The organism is Pseudomonas shahriarae (assembly GCF_014268455.2).
In the GTDB taxonomy this organism is placed as follows: Bacteria; Pseudomonadota; Gammaproteobacteria; order Pseudomonadales; family Pseudomonadaceae; genus Aquipseudomonas; species Aquipseudomonas shahriarae.
Genome location: NZ_CP077085.1, coordinates 4,704,480 through 4,727,916, shown reverse-complemented (window position 1 = coordinate 4,727,916; position 23,437 = coordinate 4,704,480). Strand labels below are relative to the sequence as shown.

The 23,437-nt window shown below is 55.8% G+C and carries 23 protein-coding genes and 2 pseudogenes; 8 read left to right on the top strand and 17 right to left on the bottom strand.

The window, feature by feature from the left end:
* Positions 1-22: 22 nt before the first annotated feature.
* Positions 23-1,639, bottom strand: coding sequence for an inorganic phosphate transporter (locus tag HU773_RS21030; RefSeq protein ID WP_120733965.1), 1,617 nt, complete (start codon positions 1,637-1,639; stop codon positions 23-25).
* A 146-nt stretch (positions 1,640-1,785) separates the two neighbouring features.
* Positions 1,786-1,999 (bottom strand): annotated as a pseudogene (locus HU773_RS21025) (CorA family divalent cation transporter); the annotation flags it as partial.
* 75 nt (positions 2,000-2,074) lie between these two features.
* On the opposite strand from HU773_RS21025, the pseudogene HU773_RS27865 reads away from it, so the two are divergent.
* Both HU773_RS27865 and HU773_RS27860 read left to right on the top strand, forming a co-directional pair.
* Positions 2,075-2,911, top strand: a pseudogene (locus HU773_RS27865) (methyl-accepting chemotaxis protein); the annotation flags it as partial.
* 117 nt (positions 2,912-3,028) lie between these two features.
* On the top strand, positions 3,029-3,796 hold the full coding sequence (locus HU773_RS27860; protein ID WP_437181149.1) for a methyl-accepting chemotaxis protein: 768 nt from the start codon (positions 3,029-3,031) through the stop codon (positions 3,794-3,796).
* Positions 3,797-3,847: 51 nt separating this feature from the next.
* On the opposite strand, the gene HU773_RS21015 is transcribed toward HU773_RS27860, so the two are convergent.
* On the bottom strand, positions 3,848-4,153 hold the full coding sequence (locus tag HU773_RS21015; RefSeq protein ID WP_038442689.1) for a PepSY domain-containing protein: 306 nt from the start codon (positions 4,151-4,153) through the stop codon (positions 3,848-3,850).
* 151 nt (positions 4,154-4,304) lie between these two features.
* On the opposite strand from HU773_RS21015, the gene HU773_RS21010 reads away from it, so the two are divergent.
* Entirely contained in the window at positions 4,305-5,183 is an 879-nt protein-coding gene (locus HU773_RS21010) for a sterol desaturase family protein (RefSeq protein ID WP_057960464.1), read from the top strand.
* On the opposite strand, the gene HU773_RS21005 is transcribed toward HU773_RS21010, so the two are convergent.
* Positions 5,175-5,849, bottom strand: coding sequence for a helix-turn-helix domain-containing protein (locus HU773_RS21005; protein WP_120733963.1), 675 nt, complete (start codon positions 5,847-5,849; stop codon positions 5,175-5,177). The genes HU773_RS21010 and HU773_RS21005 overlap by 9 nt on opposite strands.
* Complete coding sequence (locus tag HU773_RS21000; protein ID WP_057960462.1) at positions 5,850-6,977, bottom strand: glycerophosphodiester phosphodiesterase; 1,128 nt, start codon at positions 6,975-6,977, stop codon at positions 5,850-5,852.
* Between the two features lie 246 nt (positions 6,978-7,223).
* On the opposite strand from HU773_RS21000, the gene HU773_RS20995 reads away from it, so the two are divergent.
* The gene (locus tag HU773_RS20995) at positions 7,224-7,547 is read left to right on the top strand and encodes a DUF2025 family protein (RefSeq protein WP_057960461.1); all 324 of its coding nucleotides are present in this window, start codon (positions 7,224-7,226) and stop codon (positions 7,545-7,547) included.
* A gap of 6 nt (positions 7,548-7,553) precedes the next feature.
* Here the strand turns inward: HU773_RS20995 and HU773_RS20990 are convergent, their stop codons facing one another.
* Both HU773_RS20990 and HU773_RS20985 read right to left on the bottom strand, forming a co-directional pair.
* Positions 7,554-7,910 (bottom strand): antibiotic biosynthesis monooxygenase family protein, encoded by a 357-nt coding sequence (locus tag HU773_RS20990; RefSeq protein ID WP_186626141.1) that lies wholly within the window; start codon positions 7,908-7,910, stop codon positions 7,554-7,556.
* Positions 7,907-8,614: a CTP synthase C-terminal region-related (seleno)protein gene (locus HU773_RS20985; RefSeq protein ID WP_057441921.1), complete on the bottom strand. Its 708-nt coding sequence runs from the start codon at positions 8,612-8,614 to the stop codon at positions 7,907-7,909. The genes HU773_RS20990 and HU773_RS20985 overlap by 4 nt, the downstream gene beginning before the upstream one ends.
* A gap of 80 nt (positions 8,615-8,694) precedes the next feature.
* Between HU773_RS20985 and HU773_RS20980 the strand changes: the two genes are divergently transcribed.
* On the top strand, positions 8,695-9,582 hold the full coding sequence (locus HU773_RS20980) for a LysR family transcriptional regulator (RefSeq protein WP_120733961.1): 888 nt from the start codon (positions 8,695-8,697) through the stop codon (positions 9,580-9,582).
* Between the two features lie 118 nt (positions 9,583-9,700).
* Here HU773_RS20980 and HU773_RS20975 read toward each other — a convergent pair whose 3' ends face one another.
* Both HU773_RS20975 and HU773_RS20970 read right to left on the bottom strand, forming a co-directional pair.
* Positions 9,701-10,759: a diguanylate cyclase gene (locus HU773_RS20975; protein WP_057441917.1), complete on the bottom strand. Its 1,059-nt coding sequence runs from the start codon at positions 10,757-10,759 to the stop codon at positions 9,701-9,703.
* Between the two features lie 196 nt (positions 10,760-10,955).
* Positions 10,956-11,579, bottom strand: a complete 624-nt coding sequence (locus tag HU773_RS20970) for a TetR/AcrR family transcriptional regulator (protein ID WP_057441915.1) — start codon at positions 11,577-11,579, stop codon at positions 10,956-10,958.
* Between the two features lie 132 nt (positions 11,580-11,711).
* Here HU773_RS20970 and HU773_RS20965 point away from each other — a divergent pair, with 132 nt between their 5' ends.
* Both HU773_RS20965 and HU773_RS20960 read left to right on the top strand, forming a co-directional pair.
* Complete coding sequence (locus HU773_RS20965) at positions 11,712-12,767, top strand: MBL fold metallo-hydrolase (protein ID WP_186626140.1); 1,056 nt, start codon at positions 11,712-11,714, stop codon at positions 12,765-12,767.
* A 326-nt stretch (positions 12,768-13,093) separates the two neighbouring features.
* The gene (locus HU773_RS20960) at positions 13,094-13,642 is read left to right on the top strand and encodes a hypothetical protein (protein WP_169990009.1); all 549 of its coding nucleotides are present in this window, start codon (positions 13,094-13,096) and stop codon (positions 13,640-13,642) included.
* Positions 13,643-13,663: 21 nt separating this feature from the next.
* Here the strand turns inward: HU773_RS20960 and HU773_RS20955 are convergent, their stop codons facing one another.
* From HU773_RS20955 to HU773_RS20930, 6 genes are all read right to left on the bottom strand, one after another.
* Positions 13,664-14,038, bottom strand: coding sequence for a helix-turn-helix domain-containing protein (locus HU773_RS20955; protein WP_186626139.1), 375 nt, complete (start codon positions 14,036-14,038; stop codon positions 13,664-13,666).
* 123 nt (positions 14,039-14,161) lie between these two features.
* Positions 14,162-15,112 carry a hypothetical protein gene (locus HU773_RS20950; RefSeq protein WP_186626138.1) on the bottom strand — a complete coding sequence of 317 codons (951 nt, stop codon included), beginning with the start codon at positions 15,110-15,112 and terminating at the stop codon, positions 14,162-14,164.
* A gap of 116 nt (positions 15,113-15,228) precedes the next feature.
* The gene (locus HU773_RS20945; RefSeq protein WP_081044298.1) at positions 15,229-15,885 is read right to left on the bottom strand and encodes an HAD family hydrolase; all 657 of its coding nucleotides are present in this window, start codon (positions 15,883-15,885) and stop codon (positions 15,229-15,231) included.
* 261 nt (positions 15,886-16,146) lie between these two features.
* Entirely contained in the window at positions 16,147-16,671 is a 525-nt protein-coding gene (locus HU773_RS20940) for a BRO-N domain-containing protein (protein WP_186626137.1), read from the bottom strand.
* Positions 16,672-17,313: 642 nt separating this feature from the next.
* Positions 17,314-17,433 carry a PDDEXK family nuclease gene (locus HU773_RS27500; protein WP_264083136.1) on the bottom strand — a complete coding sequence of 40 codons (120 nt, stop codon included), beginning with the start codon at positions 17,431-17,433 and terminating at the stop codon, positions 17,314-17,316.
* A 42-nt stretch (positions 17,434-17,475) separates the two neighbouring features.
* Positions 17,476-18,663, bottom strand: coding sequence for a restriction endonuclease (locus HU773_RS20930; RefSeq protein ID WP_186626136.1), 1,188 nt, complete (start codon positions 18,661-18,663; stop codon positions 17,476-17,478).
* A 21-nt stretch (positions 18,664-18,684) separates the two neighbouring features.
* Here HU773_RS20930 and HU773_RS20925 point away from each other — a divergent pair, with 21 nt between their 5' ends.
* On the top strand, positions 18,685-19,728 hold the full coding sequence (locus HU773_RS20925; RefSeq protein WP_225923890.1) for a DNA cytosine methyltransferase: 1,044 nt from the start codon (positions 18,685-18,687) through the stop codon (positions 19,726-19,728).
* 52 nt (positions 19,729-19,780) lie between these two features.
* On the opposite strand, the gene HU773_RS20920 is transcribed toward HU773_RS20925, so the two are convergent.
* Positions 19,781-21,145 carry a hypothetical protein gene (locus HU773_RS20920; RefSeq protein WP_186626135.1) on the bottom strand — a complete coding sequence of 455 codons (1,365 nt, stop codon included), beginning with the start codon at positions 21,143-21,145 and terminating at the stop codon, positions 19,781-19,783.
* Between the two features lie 3 nt (positions 21,146-21,148).
* Positions 21,149-23,281, bottom strand: coding sequence for an ATP-binding protein (locus tag HU773_RS20915; RefSeq protein ID WP_186626134.1), 2,133 nt, complete (start codon positions 23,279-23,281; stop codon positions 21,149-21,151).
* Positions 23,282-23,437: the final 156 nt, after the last annotated feature.

Genomic DNA, 23,437 nt, shown 5'->3' with positions numbered 1-23,437 from the left:
GTCACGCCCGGGTGCCGGTGTTTCAGAAGATTTGAGTAAACAACCAGTACAAACTGCCCGACAGTACAATCGCCGCCGGCAACGTCAGCACCCAGGCCAACAGCAGATTGCGGATGGTCTTCATCTGCAAGCCGCCACCATTGGCCACCATGGTCCCGGCCACGCCCGACGACAGCACGTGGGTGGTCGATACCGGCAACCCGAACATGTCGGCGGCGCCAATGGTCAGCATGGCCACGGTTTCCGCCGAGGCGCCCTGGGCGTAGGTCAGGTGGGTCTTGCCGATTTTCTCGCCGACGGTCACCACAATGCGCTTCCAGCCGACCATGGTGCCCAGGCCCAGGGCGATGGCCACGGCGATCTTCACCCATAGCGGGATAAAGCGCGTGGCATTGTCGATCTGTTGCTTGAACAGTTGCAGCTTGCCCTCGGTGTCGGCGTCGAAATTTCCGACTTTGCCCTTGTCCATCAGGCGAATGGTTTCGCTGGTCAGGTACATGTCGTTACGCACGTTGCCCATGGCCTCGGCGGGCACCTTGGCCAGGGAGCCGTAGCCTTTGACTTGCTCGCCGATATGCCCGGTCAGGGCGGCGAGGGCGGGGATCAGCTCGGGCGTGATGTCCTTGGTGCGCACATAGGTCGACAGCGTCGGTCGTGGGTCCACCGGCGCCGGTTGCGGGGCGATTTTGACCAGGGCTTGCTGGGTGACTTCAGCCACGGCGGAAAATTGCAGGGATTGATCGGCCGGCATGGTGCGGTTCAACGCGTAGGCCATGGGCAAAGTGCCCACCAGGATCAACATGATCAGGCCCATGCCTTTCTGGCCATCGTTGGAGCCGTGGGCAAAAGATACGCCGGTGCAGGTCACGATCAGCAGGCTGCGAATCCACCACGGCGGCGGGGTGTTGCCCTTGGGCGCCTTGTACAGCGCGCGGTTTTTCACAAAGGCCCGCAGCGCCAGCAACAGCAGGGCGGCAAAGCCGAAACCGATCAGTGGTGACAGCAGCAGCGCATAGCCGATCTTGATCGCCTGTGCCCAGTCCACGCCACTGGTGCCATCCCGGCCATGCATCAGGGCATTGGCCACGCCCACCCCGATGATCGACCCGATCAGCGTATGGGAGGACGACGCTGGCAAACCCAGCCACCAGGTGCCCAGGTTCCACAGGATCGCCGCGATCAGCAGGGCGAAGATCATCGCAAAACCGGCGGAAGAGCCAACCTGCAAAATCAACTCCACCGGCAGCAAGGCAATGATGGCAAAGGCCACCGCGCCACTGGACAGCAGCACGCCGAGGAAATTGAAGAACCCCGACCAGACCACCGCGAATTGCGGCGGCAGCGAGTTGGTGTAGATCACTGTCGCCACGGCGTTGGCGGTGTCATGGAAACCGTTGACGAACTCGAACCCCAGGGCAATCAGCAGCGCCACGCCCAGCAGCAGGAATGGGGTCCAGGTGGTGACCACCGTGCCCAGTTCGTGCATGTCGCGCATCAGGCTGTAGGCGGTGAACAACAGGCCCATGGCGAGCACGGAAAAGAACACGATCACCGTGAGCAGGCTGGGTTTGGTGTCCAGTTGCGGTTTTGCGTCAGGGGCGGCTGCCTGGTGGGAGGCGGTCAGGGAAGGGGTGGCCATGCCGGAGCATCCAGAGTGGGGAGGATGTTTCCCATGGTCATTGCAGAATGTTACAGAGGTGCTGCCTCAAGTCAGTGTTTGGTGTCGTCAGCCGGCCGCTGGTCTAAAAATCACCGCCGCTCCCATAGGTTGTTTGCATTTGAGCCTTAGTCATCCTGGCGCTTGCGAAACGCCCATCTGCCGGCAATCAAGGTGAACGTCGCCACCAATGCCACCCACGTTCATGCCAAAGAAGCCCGCGATGATATTGATCGGCAGCGCCAGTACCGCGACCACCGTCAGGGTAAACAGCGTGCGGTTGCTTTGTTCGTTGAGGTTGGCGGCGATTTCTTCCTGCAACAACTCGATCCGTTCGCCTATTTTTTGTCAGTCACAGGCCGCCGCTGCCCGGCCACTCATCCACTGGGCTCAAGAAGTGTCTAGTCCGGCCGATTCATGGTGCAAGCATGCCATTGGATTGGCCATGTGTTGGCTGACAGGGATGTTGCGGTGCAGGTCCCCATTTCCCTGTTTCGAGGCTTTTCCCCGATGAGTTTTTTGCGAAAGTCCTTGAGAGCACAGATCCTGTCGTTGCTCGGTGGCAGCCTGTTGGCAATGCTGTTGATTGCCCTGGCGTGTTTTCATTTTCTCTCCAACGGTGTGCAGAGTTACCGCAGTTTGCTGGAGGGGCCGTTGCAAACCTCACAGCTGATTGATGAAGCCAACCTGCAATTCAAGGTCCAGGTCCAGGAATGGAAAAACGTCCTGCTGCGTGGCAAGCAGCCCCAGGACATGAACAAGTACTGGGGGCAGTTCCAGGATCGGCAGCAAGACGTGCAGGGCATCCTGGCGCGCCTGGTGAGCAACACCCAGGGCGACCCAGCCTTGAGCCGTCGCCTGGAAACCTTGCGTCAAGAGCACCAGATGCTGGGTGTCGCCTACCAGAAGGGGCGAGATGCTTACTTGGCCGCCGGGGCTGATGCAGCGGCTGGGGATAACGCAGTCAAGGGCGTGGACCGCACGGTGAGCGAGCAGATGAGCGCGCTGGTCACCCTGCTGCGTGAGCAGGGCAAGCAGCAATCCCTGGCAATCAGCGCCTATGCCGAACGTACCGTGATGCTGGGTCTGGCGGTGATGGTGCTGTCTGGAGGGCTGATCGGTCTGTTCAGCCTGTGGTTGATCAACCGCAACCTGATTTTGCCGATCCGTGGCCTGATCGACTATGTGGCCCAATTGAGCCATGGCCGGTTTGCCGAGCGCGTTGCCAGCCAGCGCCAGGATGAACTGGGGCACTTGGCCCAAGCCGCCAATACGTTGCGCGACTTCCTCGCTGAAACCTTTGGCCGCCTACAGCGCAGTGCCAAGGACCTGGTGAGCGCCAGTGGCGAGTTGAACTCGATTGCCGGGCAGATGGCGACGGGCACCCAGGATCAGTTCAGCCGTACCGATCAAGTGGCGACCGCGATGACCGAAATGTCCGCCACCGCCCAGGAAATCGCGCGCCACGCCGCCAGCGCTTCGCGGGCAGCAGACGAGGCCGATCATTCGGCCCGTGAGGGCGGCGAGGTGATGCAAGTGACCATTGCCACCATCGGCCAGATGCGCAACGAGATCCTCAACACCGGTGGCATCATCCGCCGCCTGGAAGCAGACAGCGTGCGCATCGGCACGGTGCTGGAAGTAATTCGCGGCATCGCCGAACAGACCAACCTGCTGGCCCTCAATGCGGCGATCGAGGCCGCGCGAGCAGGCGAAGCCGGACGTGGGTTTGCGGTGGTGGCCGATGAGGTGCGCAGCCTGGCGCAACGCACAGCGGCGTCGATCATCGAGATCAACCAGATTATCCAGGCAGTGCAGACCGGCGCCGTGGATGCCGCCGAGGCGATTGTCAGCGGCCAGTCATGCAGTGATGAGAGCGTCGAAAAGGTCACCCAGGCCGGGGCGATGCTCAGTCATATCACCCAGGCTGTAGAGGCGATCCGCGATATGAACCGGCAGATTGCCACAGCGGCCGAAGAGCAAACCTCGGTGGCCGAGGATATCTCGCGCAACATCACGCAAATCACCACGGTGGCCACTGCCAACCTGGACAACGTGCAGCGCACCGAAGCGGCCAGTCATAACCTGCGTGGGCTGTCTGCTGAGCTGAATGAGGTGACGGCGCGCCTTAGCGCCTGACCAGACACAACTGCGCCGCCCGAAGGCGGCGCGTTGTGTTGCCGGGGCAACTTAAGTGTCTTGCTTGTTTTCCAGCACTTCGCCGGTCTTGGCGTCGAGCTTCACATCCCACTTCTTGCCAGTGGTGTCGGTCAGGTCAACTTCGTAGACCAGGCGCCCGGCTTCGTTATCCAGCTCAGTGTCGTTGATGGTGGCGCCGGCATGTTTGGCCAGGGCGGCGGCATTCAGCTGTTCAAATGGCTTCACGGCGCCCGATTGCAGCAGGCTTGGAATCTGGTCCGGGCGAACATCGGCCTGGGCCAGGCCGGCAGTCAGAGTCAGGGCAGCAGCAGCGAACAGAGCGGTCAGGTTTTTCATGATGTGGTCCTTTGGGGTGAGCTGTTTAAGTGGGATCAGATTACCCCGCGCAACTTAATTCACCCTTAATTGTGTAGGACGTTTGCGTTGTTTGTTCAATCGCCCCGCGCCGGGGGATTTCATGCTGGTGTCTCACCCACGGGAGACACTTATGAAACAGATATTGGCTTGGCTGTACGCGCCCTTGTTCTGGGCAGGCTTTATTGGCGCGGGGCTCTGGTTGGTCATGTTAGGGGCATCGCAGTGGCTGCTGGCGGTGTTTGCGCTGGCCATCGGCGTGTCGTTTATCGCCGAGCTGTACTTGCCCTACGAGCCCCAGTGGAACCGCCCTCTGGGCGACCGACGCCGGGATGTCCTCCACGCGCTGGTCAATGAAAGCCTGAATGCCCTGGGGTTGCTGGCATTGCCGCTGCTCACGGCATGGCTGGCGATCGAGGGCGCCTGGCCGCGCGCCTGGCCGCTGTGGGCGCAATTGCTGTTGGCGATCATCATTGCTGATGCGGGCATCACCCTGATGCATTACGCCAGCCACCGCATCGCCGCACTCTGGCGTTTGCATGCGGTGCATCACAGCGTGCAGCGGCTCTATGGGTTCAATGGCTTGATGAAGCATCCCTTGCACCAGATGCTGGAGGCCACGGCCGGCTTGCTGCCGTTGATCCTGCTGGGCATTCCGCTGGAGGTGGCGATGCTGCTGGCGTTGGCCATTGCCATCCAACTGTTGCTGCAGCACTCCAATGTCGATATGCGCCTGGGGCCGTTGCGCTGGGTATTTGCCTGGGCGCCCGTGCATCGCTTCCACCATATGAAGTACGGGCGCGCAGGGGATGTGAATTTCGGTTTGTTTTTCAACCTGTGGGACTGGCTGTTGGGGACTGCGTTTTACACCGAGGACTATCGAATGGGCGAGGGCGACCTGGGGATTGGCAGCCGGCCGGATTTTCCGGTGGATTACGTCGAGCAGTTGCGTGATCCCTTCAGTGCGGCGCAACTGAGCAAGGAACCTGCGGTGCCAAGCGCACTACTGTAGGAGATGTACTTGAAGATGGCGCAAGGAGGCCCCGGCGGTCACGCCAAACAGTTGCTTCATGGTCCGCGAGAAGTGCGCCGAGTCGGCAAACCCCGCGCCATGGGCCGCTTGGGTCAGGGTGTGACCGTTCAGGGCCAGATCCAGGGCCCGGCGCAGGCGGCGCCACATCACCAGGCGCCGCACCGGCACGCCGAGCTGGCTGACAAACAGGCGCTCCAACTGGCTCAACGACAGGTGCGCCGCCTGCGCCAATGACTGCGCCGAGACCTTGCCGCTCAACTGTTGATCGAGGGTGTGCAGGGCGCGTTGCACGCGCTCATCGTCCGCCTGGCGACGTGGTAGCTGGCGCAATGTCTGCTCCAGGCGCTCGTGGGAAAAATCGGCGGTCTCCAGGGCGTGTTGCAACGACTCGCGTTCAAACGCACCGGGTTCCACATAAGCCATCAACACCGTAGCAGGGGCGTGGACGATGGCATGGGGCTGGCGAGAGGGGATGAACAGGCGGTAAGCCGTTTGCAGGTGCCCATCAAGGCTGACCGTGATGGGGCTCTCCGCGGACAGGATAAATTGATGGGCGTAATGCGCGTGGGGCGCCGTACGCCCCGTCTCACCGAGGATCAGGCCGTAATCAGGCCCCAGCCACAGTTGGCCTGACCACTCGCTCACTCAGTAACCGCTGTCCTGCAGCAGATCCTGCACGCTGGAAGACGGCCAGCGCTTGTAGAACTTCAGCAGTTCGGCGGCGCGGTTGGTGAAGATGCCATCGACCCCGGCGCTCATGACCTTCTCGAAATCCACCGGCTCGTCGACGGTATAGACGTGCACCAGCAGGCCCTTGTCGTGGGTCAGTTGGTTCATCTCGGGCTTGACCAGGTCCGAATAGCTCTGGTCGCCCAGGTTCGTCAGTTGTGCCGATGGGCCAGTGCCAATCGCCCCGAGGCTCTTGGCTTCATCGACCCACTTCTCGAATTCGGCCGCGTCCTTGGGTTCCTGCTTGGCATAGTAGGCCGCCTTGGTCGGTTCGCCGGATTCGGCGAAAGTCACCTTGGACTTGGGCTCGATGCCGCCTTCACCTACCCACAGCAGCAGGATCTTCGGGGTGTTGGGCATCTCTTTCTGCAGTTCCTTGAGGCTGGCCGTCTCGAACGTCTGCAACACCACGCGGCCCTTGCCCTGGCCGACCCCGGTGTTGCTCTTGCCCAGCTTGGAACCCACGGAACTCAGCCAACCCTTGTCCAACAGCTTGTCCTTCAGATCGGCTTCGATCCCCGGGAACTGCTTGGGCTCTTTGGTTTCGATGTACAGGCCGGGTTTATGCTGGGGGTTGCCTTCGGCGATCTTGATGATTTCGTCCAGGCTGAGGATTTTCAACCCGACGAAGCCCGGGCGCGCACGCTCTGGGTAGGCGGTGTTGAACCAACTGCCGGCATCCAGGGTTTGCAGCTCTTTCCAGGTGAACTCGTTGGCCGGGCTGTCCTTGCGCTCGGGGAACTTGGTGGCCACGTCGGTGGTGCGTTGCAGGTTATCGTCGTGCAGGGCGAACAATACGCCGTCCTTGCTGCGTTGCAGGTCCAGTTCCAGGTAGTCGGCACCCAGGTCGCGGGCGACCTTGTAGGCGGCGGCGGTGGACTCCGGTGCATCGTAGGACGCACCCCGGTGGGCAATCACGGCAGGGTGCGGAATGCCGTCCTTGGTCGCCAGTTCTACCGGGCTGATGGGGCTTGCAGCCTGTGCGTGGCCAAGGCCCATCATCAGTGCGAGCAGCAGGGCACTCTTGGTAAACGTAGCAGGCATGTGCGAGGTCCTTTCGTGGGGGGAGCTTCAAGAAGGCTTCCTTTTTAACAATTGCATGCAAATCGCGCTATCACCAAACCGACATTAACGTGCGCATGCGCTATTTTTCTGCGCTTTTGTGCCGTGCTATGCAGTATTCTTGGCCCGAGTTTCCCCGCCAGAGGGAAACCTGCATTGCCTTCTTTCGCCGCCTCGCGTGTAAACCATCGTTCACTTCCCCTGTGGGATTTTTCAGTGAGGTTTAGCATGCGCATCACTTCAGAACTCATCTGCCAGGCCGCCGACCAACTCAACGGCTTTGTCGGCCTGAACCGCAAGACCGGCCATTACATCGTGCGTTTCAGCGAAGACTCGTTCGGCATGGACGTCGCCGACGACGGCATCATCCCCACCAGCGAGTTTGTCTGGCAGCCGGCGGCCGACCAGGCCATGACCCTGTCCCGCGAGCACATCCAACTGCTGCTGGACCAGAACATCGACGACCGCATCAACATCACCGAGCCGCTGCGGGTGTATATGCGCCGGGTGGAGATCCCGCAGATCAGCGCGGTGCGCAGCCTGGTGGGTTGATCGCCATCACGCCAATCCCGTAGGCGCGGGGGCGGTGCCGTTTGCGGTGAAGGCATAAGCCCGTTCTACCTTGCATACCCGTGTCTGAAACGCGCCGTACCAGATGGCCCTGCCCTGTTCGCGGGTGTTGCGGTGCTCGGCGTGTTGTTTCCAGGCCAGGATCGCGGCCTCGTTGCTCCAGTAGGACACGGTAATCCCCAGGCCATCATCGCCGCGGGCTGATTCGACACCGAGAAACCCCGGTTGCTGGCGGGCCAGTTCGAGCATGCGGTCGGCGGCCTGTGCGTAGCCTTGGTCGGTCTCGGTGCGCAGGGAAGTGAAGATCACTGCGTAGTAGGGCGGGGAGGGTGTCTGGGCGATCATGCCGAGCGCTCCAGGCAGGCCTGGAGCCATGCGCTGACCAGCGGCACGCTGGCACCGGTAAGTGCCGCGCGTTCTGGCTGGAACAGAGTGGCGACAAAAAACGGATGGTCCAGCAGTTCTATCGCCCGCACCTCGCCCGCCGAATCATGGGCGCTGCCAATCAGATTGTCCTCCAGCAGTGCCTGTTTGAAGTCGGCATTGAGGCCATAGCGGCAACGATAACCCTCCTGGATTTCAAGGGTGCCGTAAGCCTCGGCGATACGGGTGAAGGCCATCAAGTGGATGGGCGCGATGGTTTCGATCAGAGCACACGACAAGGGGGCGATCACCGCCCGTGGCGCATCAGGTGCCAGCTCGCCATGTTCGGCATCGGCCCACCTCAGCACATTGCGTGCATATTCCAACACGGCATGTTGAAAACCGCCGCAGGTGCCGAGGAAAGGACGCCGCTGTTCGCGGGCAAAGCGGATCGCCCGCAACGCCCCGTCGGCATCGCGATAGGGGCTTGCAGGTACGCACCAGAACCCGTCGAAAGGCTGCAAGGTGTGGTTGTCCTTAAGGGTGTCGGTGGCCAGCCACTCAATCTGAAGTGTCAGCCCCAGGTGTGTACTCGCCTGTTGCAGGGCAAGGGGAATGGCTTGGTGGGCGGTGACTTGAGGATCGTAATCGCCGATCAGGGCGAGGTGCAGAGCAGTGAGGGTCATGGCGTGCGTCCAATGGCTTGTCGAGTCCTGAAGGGCACTATAGATTGGCGTTCGCGCAATCAATATTGGCGTTACCCCACATGTTCAATGCAGCCACGCACTATCAAATCGACTATTCCGACCTGGCGCTGATCCTTGCCCTGGTGCGTGGCGGCACTTTGGCGCGGGCTGCGGCCTTGCTGCGGGTGGATGTGTCTACGGTGTTTCGGGCCGTGCGGCGTCTTGAGTCGTCTTTGGGGCAGGCACTGTTCGAAAAAAGCCGCGCCGGTTACCTGCCGACCAGCTTGGCCACCACCTTGGCCCAGCAGGCCGAGCGTGCCGAACAGGCGCTGCAGGCAGCCCGCGTGGGGGTCGAGCAGGGCGGTGAAGTGATCAGCGGCACGGTGCGCCTGACCTGCACCGACTCAGTGTTGCAGGGCCTGTTATTGCCGGCCTTGGCGCAGTTCATGCCCGCTTACCCGGCACTGACCCTGGAATTGAGTACGTCCAATGATTTCGCCAACCTCAGCCGCCGCGACGCGGATATTGCCTTGCGCCTGACCAGGACGCCGCCGGAGCACCTGGTGGGACGGCGTTTGGGGACGGTGTCCTATCGGGTCTGCGCCAGTGCCGGTTACATAGAGCAACACGCTACTCAAGATTTGGCGGCCCTGGCGTGGATCGCCCCGGATGATTTCTTGCCCGACCATCCCACCGTGGCTTGGCGTCGCCAGCATTTACCCGGCGTAAGGCCCAGTTATCGGTGCAACAGCATGTTGTCTGTAACCCAATTGGTACGTGCCGGTCTGGGCGTGGCGGCGCTGCCGGATTTTCTGTTGGCGGATGGCCAGGGATTGCAGCCGTTGGGGCCGGCGCTTACGGGTTACGACACGGCCTTGTGGTTACTGACGCGCCCGGACAGTCGGGCGCTGCGTTCAGTGGTGACGTTGTTCGATGAGCTGGGCCGGCACCTGCGTCGCCCTTTATAGACATCGGCCAGCCGGCGCCTACAAGCCCAGCCGAGCATTGGCAAACATGCTCACCGCCCGCACGGCGTCGCTGGCTTCTACAGGGTGGACGAACATGCGGTCTGAATAATTAGCCCCTTCAGGCGGAGCGTGCGACCAGTGAATCGGCGACGGTCACCCGATTGCGCCCGGTGCCCTTGGCGGCGTACAGGGCTTGGTCCGCCGCGTTGAGCCACATATGCGCCTGGGTGAATTGCACCTGGTAGGCCGCCAGGCCAATGCTCAGGCTGACCCGTAGTTCTGGAACCTGCGGGTCGCGGTAGCGGCTGAACATTTCCCGCAGGCGTTCCATCACATAACTGGCTTGCTCCAGCGACACGTCCGGCAGGATCACGCAGAACTCGTCGCCACCGTAGCGGCCCGTCAGGTCATTTTCCCGCACATTGCGCTGCAATTCCTTACTCAGTTGCCGCAAGACCCGGTCGCCGACGATATGGCCATAGGCATCGTTGATCTGCTTGAAGTGGTCGACATCAATCAGTGCGATGGTGGCCTGGGATTGTTGCTGCTGGCACTTGTGAAACTTCAGTTGCAGCAAGTCCTTCCACGACCCGTGATTGAGCAGGCCGGTCAGGCTGTCGGTGCGGCTCAAGGCACTCAGGGCGCGCTTGTGTTCCGAGAGCTTGATGGCCAGGCGATAGCTGGCCATGCCGATGGCGACGGGGTAGAGAATCAGCATCGGCAGGCAGGCATACACCTGGATCAGGCCGACATTGGGGTTGAACGAAGGACCGAACACCAGCCAGGCCACTGCCACGCCCACCAGTTGCGCGAGCATGCCCTGGATCATCAGCTTTTTGCCGCCCGCCGCGACGTTATGCATGGTCATCATCGCGAGGATGGTCACTGCAGTCAGGGGCGTGAATTGTGTGGCTGCGGCCCAGAACCCGCCGGACACTGAGTCATACAGCAGATTGCGTCGCTCGGCCTGGTACGGAAACGCTGAATGGCTTGATAGCTGGTATGCCAGGTGCGGCCAGATAAACCCATTGAACAGCCACAGTGCCCAGACCCATCCGGGCATGGCCAGCGGGTATAGGGCGGCCAGCACGCAAAGGCTGCCGATGCCCAGCCCGAGAATGCGCGGCCGATAAATGCGCCGGGCAAACGACAGCCCTTTGCCTCGAAGGTTTTCCATAGATTCCTGCGTCAGGTTGTTCTTTTTTTAAGTTGCGAAGGCGTGCCTTGTCAAAAGGCCATTTACGCCAGATGACAGGTGATTATTGTCAGTGATTTACGCAGGAATAATCAGTGTCCTTCCAGGCCATTTGCGCGGGGATCCGCAGGATTCAGGCAAAAACGACCCGCCAGTGTCGTATTGACGACAGAGGGATTTATTGGGGGCGGGTGGCAATCTCGTAGCCGGCCAGAAACAGGTCCATCGCTGACTCGATCACGTTGGCCTGGGTAGCCGCATCCAGGGTGGGTTGGCCCAGGGTGATTTGCGGCCAGAAGGCGAAGGCTTTGAGCAGGCTTTGCACCTGATGGGCGGCAAAGCACGGGTCCACGGGCTTGAGGCGACCGTCTTCCTGCGCTGCGCGCACCCATAATGTGAACCCTTCTTCACGTTCGCTCAGGCGATTGACGATGCCCTGGGCCCGCTCCGGGGAATGGATGGTCGCGGCAATTGCCACGCGGGCCAGGTCGAGGAAGTTGGCGTCCGACATCATCTTCATCTTCGCTTGCAGCAACACCCGCAATTGGTCACGCAGGGGCTGTGCGCTGCTGTAGCTGACATCCAGTTGTGCAACGCTGCTGGCCCATAACTTATTCAGGATCTCGGTGAACAACTCCTCCTTGCTGGGGAAGTGGTTGTACACCGTGCGCTTGGATACGCCAGCGCTGGCGGCGATCTTGTCCATGCTGGTGACCTCGAAACCGTTATCGCGAAACTCGGCAATGGCTGCTGCCACAATGGCTTCGCGTTTACGGTCGGTGAGGCGTTGAGGTGCAGTCATGGGGCTTTCGGCTCTGGGAAGAAAATTACACTCGGTAGTTTACTTGGTCCGGGTTTTGTTGCAATCTTGAAACTACACTGTGCAGTGTAGTTGTTGACCTGCATCAGCAGAACGTACCGGAGTCACTCTGTAATGGCCACGATCTCTACCCGTGTCGATACCTCTTCCCCAGCGCTCAAATCGTCCGAGCAGCAGCAAGGTCAGTTCAATAATCATGCGCCGGTCAGCCGTGCAGGCTTTGGCAAAACGCTACAGATTTTCTGGAAGATGCTCTTTCATAAGCCCCGCAGCACGCGGCCGGTAGGTGAAATCCCGGTACAGCGCCTGACGCGTGAGCAGTTATTGAGCGCCCCGAATCACAGTGTCTACCGCCTGGGGCATTCCACCGTCCTGCTGAAAATGCGTGGCAAGTTCTGGCTGACCGATCCGGTGTTCGCCGAGCGGGCTTCGCCTTTCAATTGGGCCGGCCCCAAGCGCTTTCATCAGCCGCCTATCAGCCTTGAAGAACTGCCGCCGATTGAGGCGGTGATCTTGTCGCATGACCATTACGACCACCTGGACCGCCAAGCCGTTGTGCAATTGGCCGCCAAGACGCGCTATTTTCTCGCGCCACTGGGCGTGGGTGACACCTTGATCAAATGGGGTGTGGCGCCAGGCAAGGTGCGGCAGTTGGATTGGTGGCAGGGCACTGAAGTGGACGGCATCCACTTTGTCGCCACCCCAGCCCAGCACTTTTCCGGCCGTGGCCTGTTTGATGGCAACCAGACGCTGTGGGCGTCCTGGGTGATGGTCGATGATGCCCGGCGTATTTTTTTCAGTGGCGACACCGGCTATTTCGAAGGTTTCAAGCGTATTGGCGAGCAATATGGGCCATTTGACCTGACGCTGATGGAAACCGGTGCTTACAACGTCGACTGGCCCGATATCCACATGCAGCCCGAACAAACTTTGCAGGCCCATATCGACCTGAAGGGGCGCTGGTTGCTGCCGATCCACAATGGCACCTTTGACCTGGCATTTCATGCCTGGCATGAGCCGTTTGACCGCATCATGGCCCTGGCCTGGGAGCGCAATGTGTCAATTGCCACACCCGCCATGGGCCAGGCTTTTATGCTGGCTGCCCCTGAACGTGGGCATGCCTGGTGGCTGGATGTCGAGGCCCAGGCGGCAGAACAGTTAGTGAGTTGAAAGGGGTTGCTAAAGCCACACGGTAAAAGGGCTTTCAAGGTATTTCTGCCCGGAGAATCGACTGGAAAAGGGTGCGATGATCTCGGAAAGCCATTTTCTGGGAGTGGGGCCTGATGGAGGACAAATGTAGGAAAACCTTGTCGCCCGGTGCACCCTGTTCCGTGGGGTTGCCTTTGGTGCTCAACGCCTTTAACGCAATGCCTTGTGGGCCTGCCGCTCCTTCCGGGTCGACAGACAATGTGTCAACGTCTCGCGGTGGCATTGAGTTTCAGCCTGCTGCTGCGCCTGTCGTCCAGGGCCCCAGGTTTGATATCCCTGGCCCGATGATGAAGACCGTACGTGATCCGTCGCTATCGCTTATTGCCTTGAGCGGCCTGGACCCTGTAGGCCAGGTCATGGTGGAAGTTCCGCCCATCATGGAAAACAACGCCGCCAAATCCGCTCCCGCCCTGGCCGATTGGCGTATCGGTTTTGCCGACGGATATTTGCGCAACGGTGTACGTGAAACGGTGGAGCATTCCAGCGGATTTCTCCAGGCTTTGGAGGTGTTAAAGGCTGCCGGCGCCCAAGTGGTGCCAGTGGAGGCACAGTTACCGGATGCCGCGTACTTCACCCTGGAGTCCAGCAACGAGATCGACAAGCGAACGAACGAGCATCGCCTCGACGCGTTGGTGTCAGACGGCCAAAGCCCAGCCTTCCACCTCTTCTGCAAAACCGGATACCCAGGCGTATGCCAGATATTCAGCGACGGTCTCCAAGGCACGAGGGTCGTACTCTGGTTCTACGGTGCCCGTTGGGCACGGGACTCGCTGTCGGTCTTGGTGCGGGTCTATCAACAGGCGATGCAGGCTCACGCCGACATGCCCGTGAGGTGACCCTTTGCGCGGTCATCGGGCCTAAGCGCCGTTGGGTTGAGGCGTGTTCGAGGATGGCGAGCCCAGCAGCCGGGCGATAAGGCTCCGACGAGCCGGTTCGGCATCCGCCTGTGGCGCAGGGGAGCGCCGCCCGCTCATGCCCCATCCCGGCGCAAACCCTGGGAAAAACACCAGGCCTTCGTGCTCCAGACGAAATGCCAGGGCGATGCGGATGGCGTCATCCACCTCCTGATGGCTTTCAAAACGCTGGATAGCGTCCACCCCAACTCCGGCTTGTCGGGCCAGGTCTTCCCGGCTCCAGCCCAGCATCGCGCGGGCCTGCACACTGTGCCGTGGGGTGAATTGATGAAGGACGATTTGCTGATCTACGGTGGTGCTCACTGCCAGAGAGGACATGGGGTTCTCCAGGAATCCAACGGGGGAGGGCAAACTATACTGTGTTTTTGTACAGTTGTTTTGACCGTTCATCAACTGGATTCTTTCTCGGCTGATCGGCCCGCGATTGGCGGGCGCTTCCGGTCACTTCTCCTCCAGCCCCGGCGCCTCGCGGATCAGCAGGTGGTCCAGGTTCTGGATATCGGCACTGAACACCCCGAACGTCTGCTCGGGGTTTTTCTTGCTTGGTACCTGTTTCAACTCCGGCGTCACACCATAAAAGAAGCAATACAGCGGGCGATCGCTGTTTACGGCGGCCCTGATCTGCTCCAGGAACGCCTTGCGCTTGCGGTAGTTCTCGATCAGCTTCTTGTTCAGGTAGACGTTGACGGAATACGGCTTTTTGTCGAGCCACACTTTCTTTTCAAAGTCGATGCGAACGCTGCTGGTGTAGTCCTTGATCGCTTTGATCCGGCCCCAGTAGATCAAGCCCTTGTTGTCTTGCAGGTATTCGATCTTCTTGAAAAACGCCCAATACGTCGCGGTGTGCTCACCGATCTTCAACGGCATGCCCTTGAGCTTGTCCTTGTCGTCGATATTGGACACGTAGCATTCCACCGGGTGGGCGAAGACGCTGGTCTTGTCCGGGGTGGTTTCGCTGGCGCTGTGGGAAGTATTGGAGGTTTTCGAAGGTGCTTTCGCCGGATCTTGTGGGATAGCGTCTGCGGAACCTGGAATGACTGTCTTGCGTTCGTACTGACGTCGAGTCAGCACAAACTCCGACGGGAAGTTCTCCTCGCGCTCGTCCGCAGCGTCTCCCGCAGCAGCCTTGTGGCTGGCATAGCGGCAGCCGTCGATATGCCGGGTGCTGGGCAGGTTCTTGAAGTGCGGGGTGCGCAGGTAGTTGACGTTCTTGCCATTGAACGTACCCAGCACATTGCCCGCTGCAAACGCTGCACGGCAATCATCGTTGGGGCAGAGGAAGCTGTCCTTGTCGGAGTCGAAGGCGGCGGTTTCGTCGAAATTCAGGTCGCGCACGTCATAGATCGACAGCTTTTCGTCCAGGCTCAGGCAATAGGCTGTGTCGAATTTCATCGGGGCGGGTCCGTGGCAAGATTCGCTATTAATAGCGGGGTTGCGCAGGTAGCACAAATGTCCGCTATCAGGGCGCAGCCCTTTCAATACGTCTGAAAGGGCTGGTTCCAAGCGGCTTACGGCTTCGGTTTGCCTCGGCGCTTGGCCGAATGAAAATGCCGCCAATGCGCATCTTGCGCCGCCGCCAGCAACTCGCGATCCCCGCGCGTGTCACCCCAGGCCCTGAGCCGATACTCACCCAGGTCGCCATACACCGCTTCAAGCCGCAACACCTTGTTCTCACAACGGCAGTTGTTGCCCGTAAGGCGCCCACTTAACACCCCATCGACCACCTCAAGCTCGGTCCCGATCAGTTTGATTCCCAGGCGATCGGCAAAAGGTTGCAACACGATTGCCGGCGAAGCCGAACACAACGTCACTTCGGCACCGGAGCCAATTTCATCGGCCACCGACTGCAAACCGGCAGGGCGCATCAGCTTGTTCCAATAAGCCTGGCAGTATTCTTCGGCTTTGCGCTGTACCCAGGCCTTCTCTACGCCGGTCATAAAGGTGCGAATCAACTGCGCCTTGAGCTCATCACGGCTCATCCGGCGCACCAGAAAGCGCAAGCCCGGCAGCGCCAGCTTGAGCATCCGGCGATTGAATTCCTGCTTGCCGAAAGCAAACTTGAGAAACGGCACAAAACTGTCGTGGCGGGTCAGGGTGCCGTCGAAGTCGAACACTGAAAGTACCTTGGCGCCCACGGGGCCGGCTTCTAGCATGTCTGGGTTCACGGGGGGTCCTTGATCAGGTGGAGCAGATTCTTATACGTTGTGACTGACACCCACTGGCTGGGTTCAGGCGAAAAACGACTACGCAATTAAGGTTGAACAGAGGTAACGCTACTGTTCTTTTATACACAATGATTGGCGGAGTTTACCCCGGTCAGGCACCGGAATGAACGTCGTAAGGCATCCGACAATGTTACAGGACGGATTTAGTCTTTGCGGTTGGTGATTCGTCCGAGTCAGCCCGGACGAACCGTTCCCAAAGCTTTAGCGTGCTGAATGACCCGAAGGTAGGAAATACTCCGCCACCTTCTGTAACCAAGTCTTGGTCGGCGGCCCCTGCCGTCGAGTTCTGTTGAGCAGCAGGTAGGGCATATCGCGCAGGCGAATCCAGCCGTCATCTTGCCAATGCAAAAGGCTCAACGACATTTCGGGCCAATCCAACAAACTCAACATCGGACGGTCTGTAGATTTCGATTGATGGCTATCACGTAAAGCAGGCACCACTTGATGGGTCAACCATTCCCGCAGTAGGCGATGTCCAGGCGTGTAGTGATATACGAGCAACGCATACACACCGGATTCGCTGATCATCAGCATGTTATCAGGCTGACCGTGATACCGTATTTCCAGTCTTTGCCGCTGATCTTCATCGAGCTTGCTCACCTTGCGCTCATCCAGATACAGCCCCATCAGGCGACCAAGGTCGCGAGCACAGAACCAGGGCTGATTCTCGATAAGCAGGGCATGCAGGTGCAGGTTATGACGGGTGAAGGCAGTAGGTTCATACATGGCACACCTCCAAGTCGGAGAGTGTTTGTGAAATGGTGCAGGTGCTGCGAATGACCTTCGCGGGGAGTGCAAAGTATCCAGGCATTTCCGTTACCTCTGGTTGCTTTCTTAGGGCACGCGTTAAGGGTGTCGGGAGCTAAGAAACCCACCAGAGACGGGCCGGACATATTCCCCTTTCGGGTCTTGTATTCGCCCACTCCCGACATAACGGGGATTTTTTCACAGACGTAGAGAAACCGCTGGCGAAAAAAGCCGCATGACTGTCGGGTGCGGAAGGCCGCTCTGGTTGAGGCGTTTCTTAGGCGCCGAGTTGAGAGGGTAGGTGGGCGAATGGGGGGTGGTCAAGTCCCCAAAACTGTTCATTCCATTTCAGGGGCGATGTGCTGGATAGTGATTTCAGGGTTGATCATTTTCGGATTTCAGTCCGCAAAGTTTCTATATTTTTTGTCTGGCATTCCGAGATAATCGATGCGCGCCAACCTTTTGCCTCAAAGGGTCGTTGAGCCTCTATATCTATTCCAACGTTTTCGTGAGCTTAGGTAACCAGAAATCCAATCTGCTTTAGGTGTGTACGCGTATTTACACCAAGGGTGCCTGTGCCAGAAGCACCCGCAAACGAATAAACAGAATCGATGCTTTGCACTAGTTCTGGTGCTCCCGGCAGGTCCCTCCTATGTGTAGGCGATCGCGAAGCTCCAGCTCATGAAACACGGAGCGAACAGTCATTTCGGGCTTTGTGTTTTTGCCCTTTATTCTGGACATGTTCTTAGCGCGTTGCTCCGGGGCGACTATGTTTGCACTCATCTATGTTTCGCCCAATGGGAAACTCGTCTTCAGCCATGTGAGGACCGCGGAGCTGTCCTGTAGACCTGTTTCTCGTAGTAATTCAACAAGGTCTTTTCCGGCAAGAATCATTACCGGATGACCGTCTTCCACAATTTCTTTATAAGCTTGATCGTGCAGCCATGATGTTGTGACGATCACACCAAATTGACGGTGCCTAAGGCGAGAGATCAGCCTTGAGACTTCCCTGACACCAACAGCGCTATTAGTACCGTAGCACTTGGCCTCAATTGCAAAGTCAACGAGGACGGAGGTCTCAGGCCTCCCAATCCTGAGTCTCCCGATGCCATCCCGCCCGCCGTCTCGATACCGTCTTGTCAGATCCAACTCGACAGTTTCGGGTAAACACACCCTGACCAAGTGAGCTGCGCACTCCTCGAATGCGTAGGGGTCTCGCGCGAAGTGTTTATGAAGAATTGATAGCGTTTTGATATCATCCTTTAAGGTCGGAAGCTGGTCTTTCTTTGATCGGATAGGCTGGGAGCGTTTAGCAATTAGAGGTGTGTATTGGCTAGTTTTCACCCACTTAAGCCACCCCGCGGGAGCATGTTCACTGTCGCTCGCTCGTATACCCGAAATGATATCGGTGAGCCATGCTCTGGGGATTTCTGGCAAGTCGAGAATGGTGAAGGTCGCTCTATAATTCTGAAATCTCTGACCTTTACTCGCGTGCCAGACGGCTACCAAATCATCATTGTGCGTGCTTCCAATTCTGCCGGGTACCGCCAGTCCCCTGAAAATCATATCGCGATAGATACCAGCTTTGGTGAAAACGAAAATCGGCGGGATATCTACCCGTAACCCAGAGTGCTGACGTTCGAAAATTAGCTCTAAAAGATTGTTGCCATACCGGTTGGTTTCGTCCAGTTTACGACCCGGCTTCTTGTTATCGCCGTAATAAGTGAACACGCCTGTGGAAAGGTCCAGTTCATCGGGCCAGTCAAGATCCTCCATGCTCGACACCAGAGCGATGAGGTGCGGGTCTTTGCGCTTTCCTCTGATCCGAAAGCCACCTTGGTTGCTGAGGCTAAGAAGCTTCGTCAGAGGGTCGTCACTCGAATTACCGTTTCGGCTCCCTGAGTAGCGCGCGTCGATCACTAGATTTGAGATTGATAGCTTATCAACTGTGTAAACCAGGTTGTCGTTCATGGTGGTGTCCTTGTGCCATTAATGTTGAATGGTGCCGGGAACCTGGTAACCTGGCTAGAAGATAAAATTAAAGGCTGTGAAATGGATCAGATTCGTACGTTTGACATGTTCTGTGGGGCAGGAGGTAGCAGCCTAGGGGCTCGTGAAGGCGGCGCAAAAATTATGGGGGGGGTTGATTTGTGGGGGCCAGCGGTAGAATCCTTCAAGCTAAATTTCCCTGATGCACATGTCTTTCAAGAGGATCTTCGTATTCTTACGCCCGAAGACGTTTTAGCTAAAACCGGGCCAATAGACTTACTTATCTCTTCTCCAGAGTGCACGCATCACACGTGCGCGCGTGGAGCGAAACCTCGCTCTGAAGAAAGTAAGGACACAGCTTTTCAGGTAATCAGATATGCAGAGGTGATGAAACCTCGATGGATTACGCTTGAAAATGTGGTGCATATGAAGCCTTGGGGGAGGTACAACGAGTTAATGGAGGAGCTTGTTCGTTTAAAATATAATGTACGTGAGCAAGTTATAGATGCTTCGGGGTTTGGCGTGGCTCAACGTCGACGTAGGCTTTTCATGATTGCTGATTTAATAGATATGCCTATTCCAGTATTACCTTTAAATACCGTTTATAAGAATGTTTGGGATATTTTAGATAAGACTGAAAGGTACAAAATGACTCCTCTACGCCGGCCGAACCGCGCGAAAGAAACCCTTGCCCGCGCTGATCGTGCTATTTCTGAGTTAGGGGAAAATACTTCTTTTCTGATTGTATATTATGGTACCGATGGTGGCGGTGGGTGGCAGCGTATGGATTCTCCCTTGAGAACTATCACAACGGTCGATCGATTTGCTTATGTTAGGCCCAGTTCTGCAGGCCATATGATGCGTATGCTTCAGCCGGAAGAGCTACGGAAGGCTATGGGATTTCCAGAAAGCTATAGCTTTCCGAATGTGACTAGGCGTGACAAAGTAAAGTTAATGGGGAATGCAGTTTGTTCACCTGTTATGGAAGCTATTGTTTCGTCACTAAGTACAACCTTGGACGTGAAAAAAGATAAAGATGCCGCTTGAGTTATAGCCTTGCTGTAAAGTTACGGCAAGGCTTGGTTTTCTCTAGTTGCTACTAGTAAAAACGCATAACTCCAGGTCTTCTTGCATGTGTTGTGTAGTGATGAATTATTTCCTCTAGTGTGTTTCTTCTCAAGCGCGCTATGGGTATGACAGGAAATGAAAATCTAACAGAATGCTCACTGGTAAACCTACGGCAGGATACCAGGATGCATTTCGTCTCACCCCCAATTTTGATTTTTCCGATATTTTGCAACGCGGCTCTTGTAGGTTGTCCTCCTCCTCGGAGAAAAGATTTTAAATCTGTTTCTTCGAAAATCACGCCAAGGAGATACCTGTGGCTCGGAATTTTTCCTTGAACCTCATCGCACTCTGCAGATAGCGATATTAAGCACGGTGCCGCTCTGCTGACTAGTTTGTCATCTATATCTATTGTTTCACCGTTGATTATAAATTCTTTATATAATATTTCTCTCCAGTCAGCTCCAAATTGATCTGATATAAAGTTTCTCGGGTCGTCGTTAAGCTTTGAAATTACACCTCTAAAATTATAAGGCTGTCCCCCCCCCGCTTCGAAGTCTTCAACTAGGTAGAAAGAGTTGAGTGATGCCCTGTCTATAGATGCAGAAAGTTTTAGTTTTGCATCTCCCATGGAGGACAAGTTATCGCATATTGGGTTGTCAGTCTCGTACGGATTAGAAGGTTGTACTCTAAGTTGATCTTCTAACACCGGAAGAAGGGCGTTGTCTAGAGCTCCAGACGCATTTGAGATTGCCGCAGTCTTTCCAACCGCCTCTTGGCTTAAAAAAGCAAGTAGCTTTAGCCATTCTTCGGATATAGAGTTGCCTTCAAATTCTGGAGTGTTTTTAATTATTTGAAATAGGCTGTTGCTTGCTTGCGTTGCAGCTAAAAGAATACGTTCTTCCCAATTCATGACAATTGAAAGTGATTGCGATTTGCTGACCTCTTCATAAATTAATTTACCAAGTAGCTCGTAATCAACTTCTGCTTCTGGATCGCCTATTCCTACCTTATTTTTATCCATGAAGCCAAAAAAAACTGGTAAGTTAAATCCTATGTCTGGAGCTCTTGATATAAGCTCGCTCACGATTTTACGTTCGTCGGCCTCATGTTTTGACCAGAAAATAACACCATATGGACCAGTTGGTACGATTTGCTTTAAAAAATTTCCTATAGTTGCGGCATGGTCGACTCCATTTATGCTACTTGTCGGGGTTAAATGGATGTCCGAGAAAATTAGCCTCAATCCGGCGCATGGTTGAGTGATTGGCGGTACAAACTCACCTACATCAAAAAGATATGGTATGGAACTATATCCGGCTCTGCCTAGCGCTCTGACGATTGCATCTAGGTCTTCTTGGTTATTATCTAATGCGACGACTCTGGAAAAAGGTTTCATTTTCTAATCCTTGAAAGTGAATACTACAGCTGCCCCATCATATGAGGAGGAGAAGTTAAAATCATCCCGTAACTCTTCGGCACGGCAAACCATGAATCGTCCCCCCATCGATTCAAGTACTAGTCTGGCAAAATAGAGTCCAAGGCCTGAGCCGCCAGCTTTCATTGTCATAAAGGGTTTAGCAATTGAGTCTGGATTGAGTTGAAAACCCATACCATTGTCGATTATGGCTAACGTGCCTTCTTTAAGTTCTTGATCCCACGAAGAAAGAATTAATATCGCGGCCGGCTCAGAGCTGTTTTCAAGCTCTTTTCTATAACGTGACCAGTAGATGGCGTTGTCTATTACGTTACTAATAGCGCCGATAACAAGATTTAGTGGGCCCTTTACTTTAAAGTTTATTGCTTTGTCGGTGTCATTGGTCCAGTCGGAAAGTGTAACTTCATGGCGCGGAAATCTGTGTTGGTGCATTTTGATTACGCGCGTCGTTAGCTCGTTAATCGGGAGTGATCGATTTTTCTCTCGCTGTAAAAGCGGTTTAAATGTGTCAAGTAAGCTTCTGAGGTGGCGAACGGTACTTAAAATAATTTCTTTGTTTGAGTTGCGCTCAAGTTGGCCAACGATGTTGTCTACGCCGTGAACCATTTCGTGAAAAGCTAGGCCAATATTCATGTTTGCCATGCCCGATCCCACCATTACTTCTTTGAAGCTGTCGAGTTCGTTTTTTATAGCGGCGACTGCGGGAAGTATTTCTTGTTCAAGTTTGTGCTTCTTTGCAACTTTTATGATCTCGTCGAATGCATTTTCAATGGGGGGTAGTTTTTCTGTGTTCTTAATCGCTTTGTCTATAGCATCTCGATCTGGTGCTAATTCGCGCTCGAATTTATCAAATATGCTTAATGCAATTGCTCGTAAGCTATCAAAAGGCTTGTTTTCATCAAAGCCTTCACGGTTCGTTTTCTCTCGGAGGCCCGTACTTTTATCTAGGTCCAGATCTATGTATGAAACGATACTATTGGAGCCTAGTTTTTTACCGGGCGTATTAATTCTTCTCGCATTTAAGCGCAGCCAGTCGTCACCAGGTTCGCCGTAATTAAAAACCCGGACTCTGTCTCGATAAACTCGAACACCTGACTGGCCTGCTAGCCATGCTTTCATTTGTTGGCTATCACCAAAAAGCCTTAAAATTTCGGGACTTTGATGGAATGCATAAATTCGGCCCTTTATGGGGCCTATATCTTTTAATATGTCGGCTGTGACAAATATTTTTTGCTCTTTTTTCTGTTTTCCTGTTTTTGTATCCTCACCTTTTTCGGGAAGGATATCCAAGCGCCCTGTGTGGCGTTTGTACCTACGTTGCAAACCTTTATATTTAGGCGGCTGAAAAAAGTACGCCCAGCGAAAAACACCTTTTTCATCAAGGCGATATGTTAATTTCCACATCGCTCTATCCAGCATGTCCTCAACGTCCGGCAGGCCGCTAATTTCATCTTGTCGACCTGGAATATCTAAACTTACGTTGAATGAGTCCACACGGTTAAACGGATTGCTGAGTGATTTTACTAGTCGGTATAATTCTCTTATGTCCCCGCGCTTCCACTCTGCTAGATATAAGTCAGAGATTTTTATGAATGTGCCACTTCCAGTTTTGAAGTGGGAGGGGGTAGGTCTTTCTATGACTTCAACGGATAAGTTATCATTGAGATACTTTGAGCTGCCAATTAGCACGTCCCAGTCTATGTTGAATTCATATTCTGCTGAATTGCTTTCTTTGGTGATTACTTGTAATTTTTTTCCTAGCTTCTGAACTGCAAGCCTGCCCACCCCTTTTTCTCCCAAGGGCAGTCTATTGAATATCTTTGATCTTTTTCTATTTTGAGCTGAGCGTTTCGAGTCCGTTCCGACTTCTAACCAGGCGCCGGTGATTACTGATAGGTTCATCCCTGAACCATTGTCTTCGACTTTTACGCATGGATCGACCTCGTTGAGGTCAATTGTGATGGAAACTGTACTGGCATCTGCATCGTAGGAGTTTTTTACAAGCTCAAATACGGCTAGGCGATCATGTCCAATTAGCTGGTCGCCAAGGAGACGTAAGATGTGGGACTGAACGCGGAGTGGATGTTTGTTTGGCATGCTATTCCCTTAAACTTCACTTTTATTTGTCGAGGAATTGCTTTGATCGCTGATGCAATGAGTGATCGTTGTAATTTCAGTGTCTTTTATATTTGCATTGAATCGAATTGCTGTTCGCATACACATTGCCTCCTTGCATGAAGTAAGACAGCCGAA

Excerpts from the sequence above, each read along its gene's own strand:
- HU773_RS21030 (WP_120733965.1), bottom strand. The coding sequence starts at position 1,639 with ATGGCCACCCCTTCCCTGACCGCCTCCCACCAGGCAGCCGCCCCTGAC.
- HU773_RS27860 (WP_437181149.1), top strand. The coding sequence starts at position 3,029 with ATGGCGACGGGCACCCAGGATCAGTTCAGCCGTACCGATCAAGTGGCG.
- HU773_RS21015 (WP_038442689.1), bottom strand. The coding sequence starts at position 4,153 with ATGAAAAACCTGACCGCTCTGTTCGCTGCTGCTGCCCTGACTCTGACT.
- HU773_RS21010 (WP_057960464.1), top strand. The coding sequence starts at position 4,305 with ATGAAACAGATATTGGCTTGGCTGTACGCGCCCTTGTTCTGGGCAGGC.
- HU773_RS21000 (WP_057960462.1), bottom strand. The coding sequence starts at position 6,977 with ATGCCTGCTACGTTTACCAAGAGTGCCCTGCTGCTCGCACTGATGATG.
- HU773_RS20995 (WP_057960461.1), top strand. The coding sequence starts at position 7,224 with ATGCGCATCACTTCAGAACTCATCTGCCAGGCCGCCGACCAACTCAAC.
- HU773_RS20990 (WP_186626141.1), bottom strand. The coding sequence starts at position 7,910 with ATGATCGCCCAGACACCCTCCCCGCCCTACTACGCAGTGATCTTCACT.
- HU773_RS20985 (WP_057441921.1), bottom strand. The coding sequence starts at position 8,614 with ATGACCCTCACTGCTCTGCACCTCGCCCTGATCGGCGATTACGATCCT.
- HU773_RS20980 (WP_120733961.1), top strand. The coding sequence starts at position 8,695 with ATGTTCAATGCAGCCACGCACTATCAAATCGACTATTCCGACCTGGCG.
- HU773_RS20975 (WP_057441917.1), bottom strand. The coding sequence starts at position 10,759 with ATGGAAAACCTTCGAGGCAAAGGGCTGTCGTTTGCCCGGCGCATTTAT.
- HU773_RS20970 (WP_057441915.1), bottom strand. The coding sequence starts at position 11,579 with ATGACTGCACCTCAACGCCTCACCGACCGTAAACGCGAAGCCATTGTG.
- HU773_RS20965 (WP_186626140.1), top strand. The coding sequence starts at position 11,712 with ATGGCCACGATCTCTACCCGTGTCGATACCTCTTCCCCAGCGCTCAAA.
- HU773_RS20960 (WP_169990009.1), top strand. The coding sequence starts at position 13,094 with ATGAAGACCGTACGTGATCCGTCGCTATCGCTTATTGCCTTGAGCGGC.
- HU773_RS20955 (WP_186626139.1), bottom strand. The coding sequence starts at position 14,038 with ATGTCCTCTCTGGCAGTGAGCACCACCGTAGATCAGCAAATCGTCCTT.
- HU773_RS20950 (WP_186626138.1), bottom strand. The coding sequence starts at position 15,112 with ATGAAATTCGACACAGCCTATTGCCTGAGCCTGGACGAAAAGCTGTCG.
- HU773_RS20940 (WP_186626137.1), bottom strand. The coding sequence starts at position 16,671 with ATGTATGAACCTACTGCCTTCACCCGTCATAACCTGCACCTGCATGCC.
- HU773_RS27500 (WP_264083136.1), bottom strand. The coding sequence starts at position 17,433 with ATGTCCAGAATAAAGGGCAAAAACACAAAGCCCGAAATGACTGTTCGC.
- HU773_RS20930 (WP_186626136.1), bottom strand. The coding sequence starts at position 18,663 with ATGAACGACAACCTGGTTTACACAGTTGATAAGCTATCAATCTCAAAT.
- HU773_RS20925 (WP_225923890.1), top strand. The coding sequence starts at position 18,685 with ATGTTGAATGGTGCCGGGAACCTGGTAACCTGGCTAGAAGATAAAATT.
- HU773_RS20920 (WP_186626135.1), bottom strand. The coding sequence starts at position 21,145 with ATGAAACCTTTTTCCAGAGTCGTCGCATTAGATAATAACCAAGAAGAC.
- HU773_RS20915 (WP_186626134.1), bottom strand. The coding sequence starts at position 23,281 with ATGCCAAACAAACATCCACTCCGCGTTCAGTCCCACATCTTACGTCTC.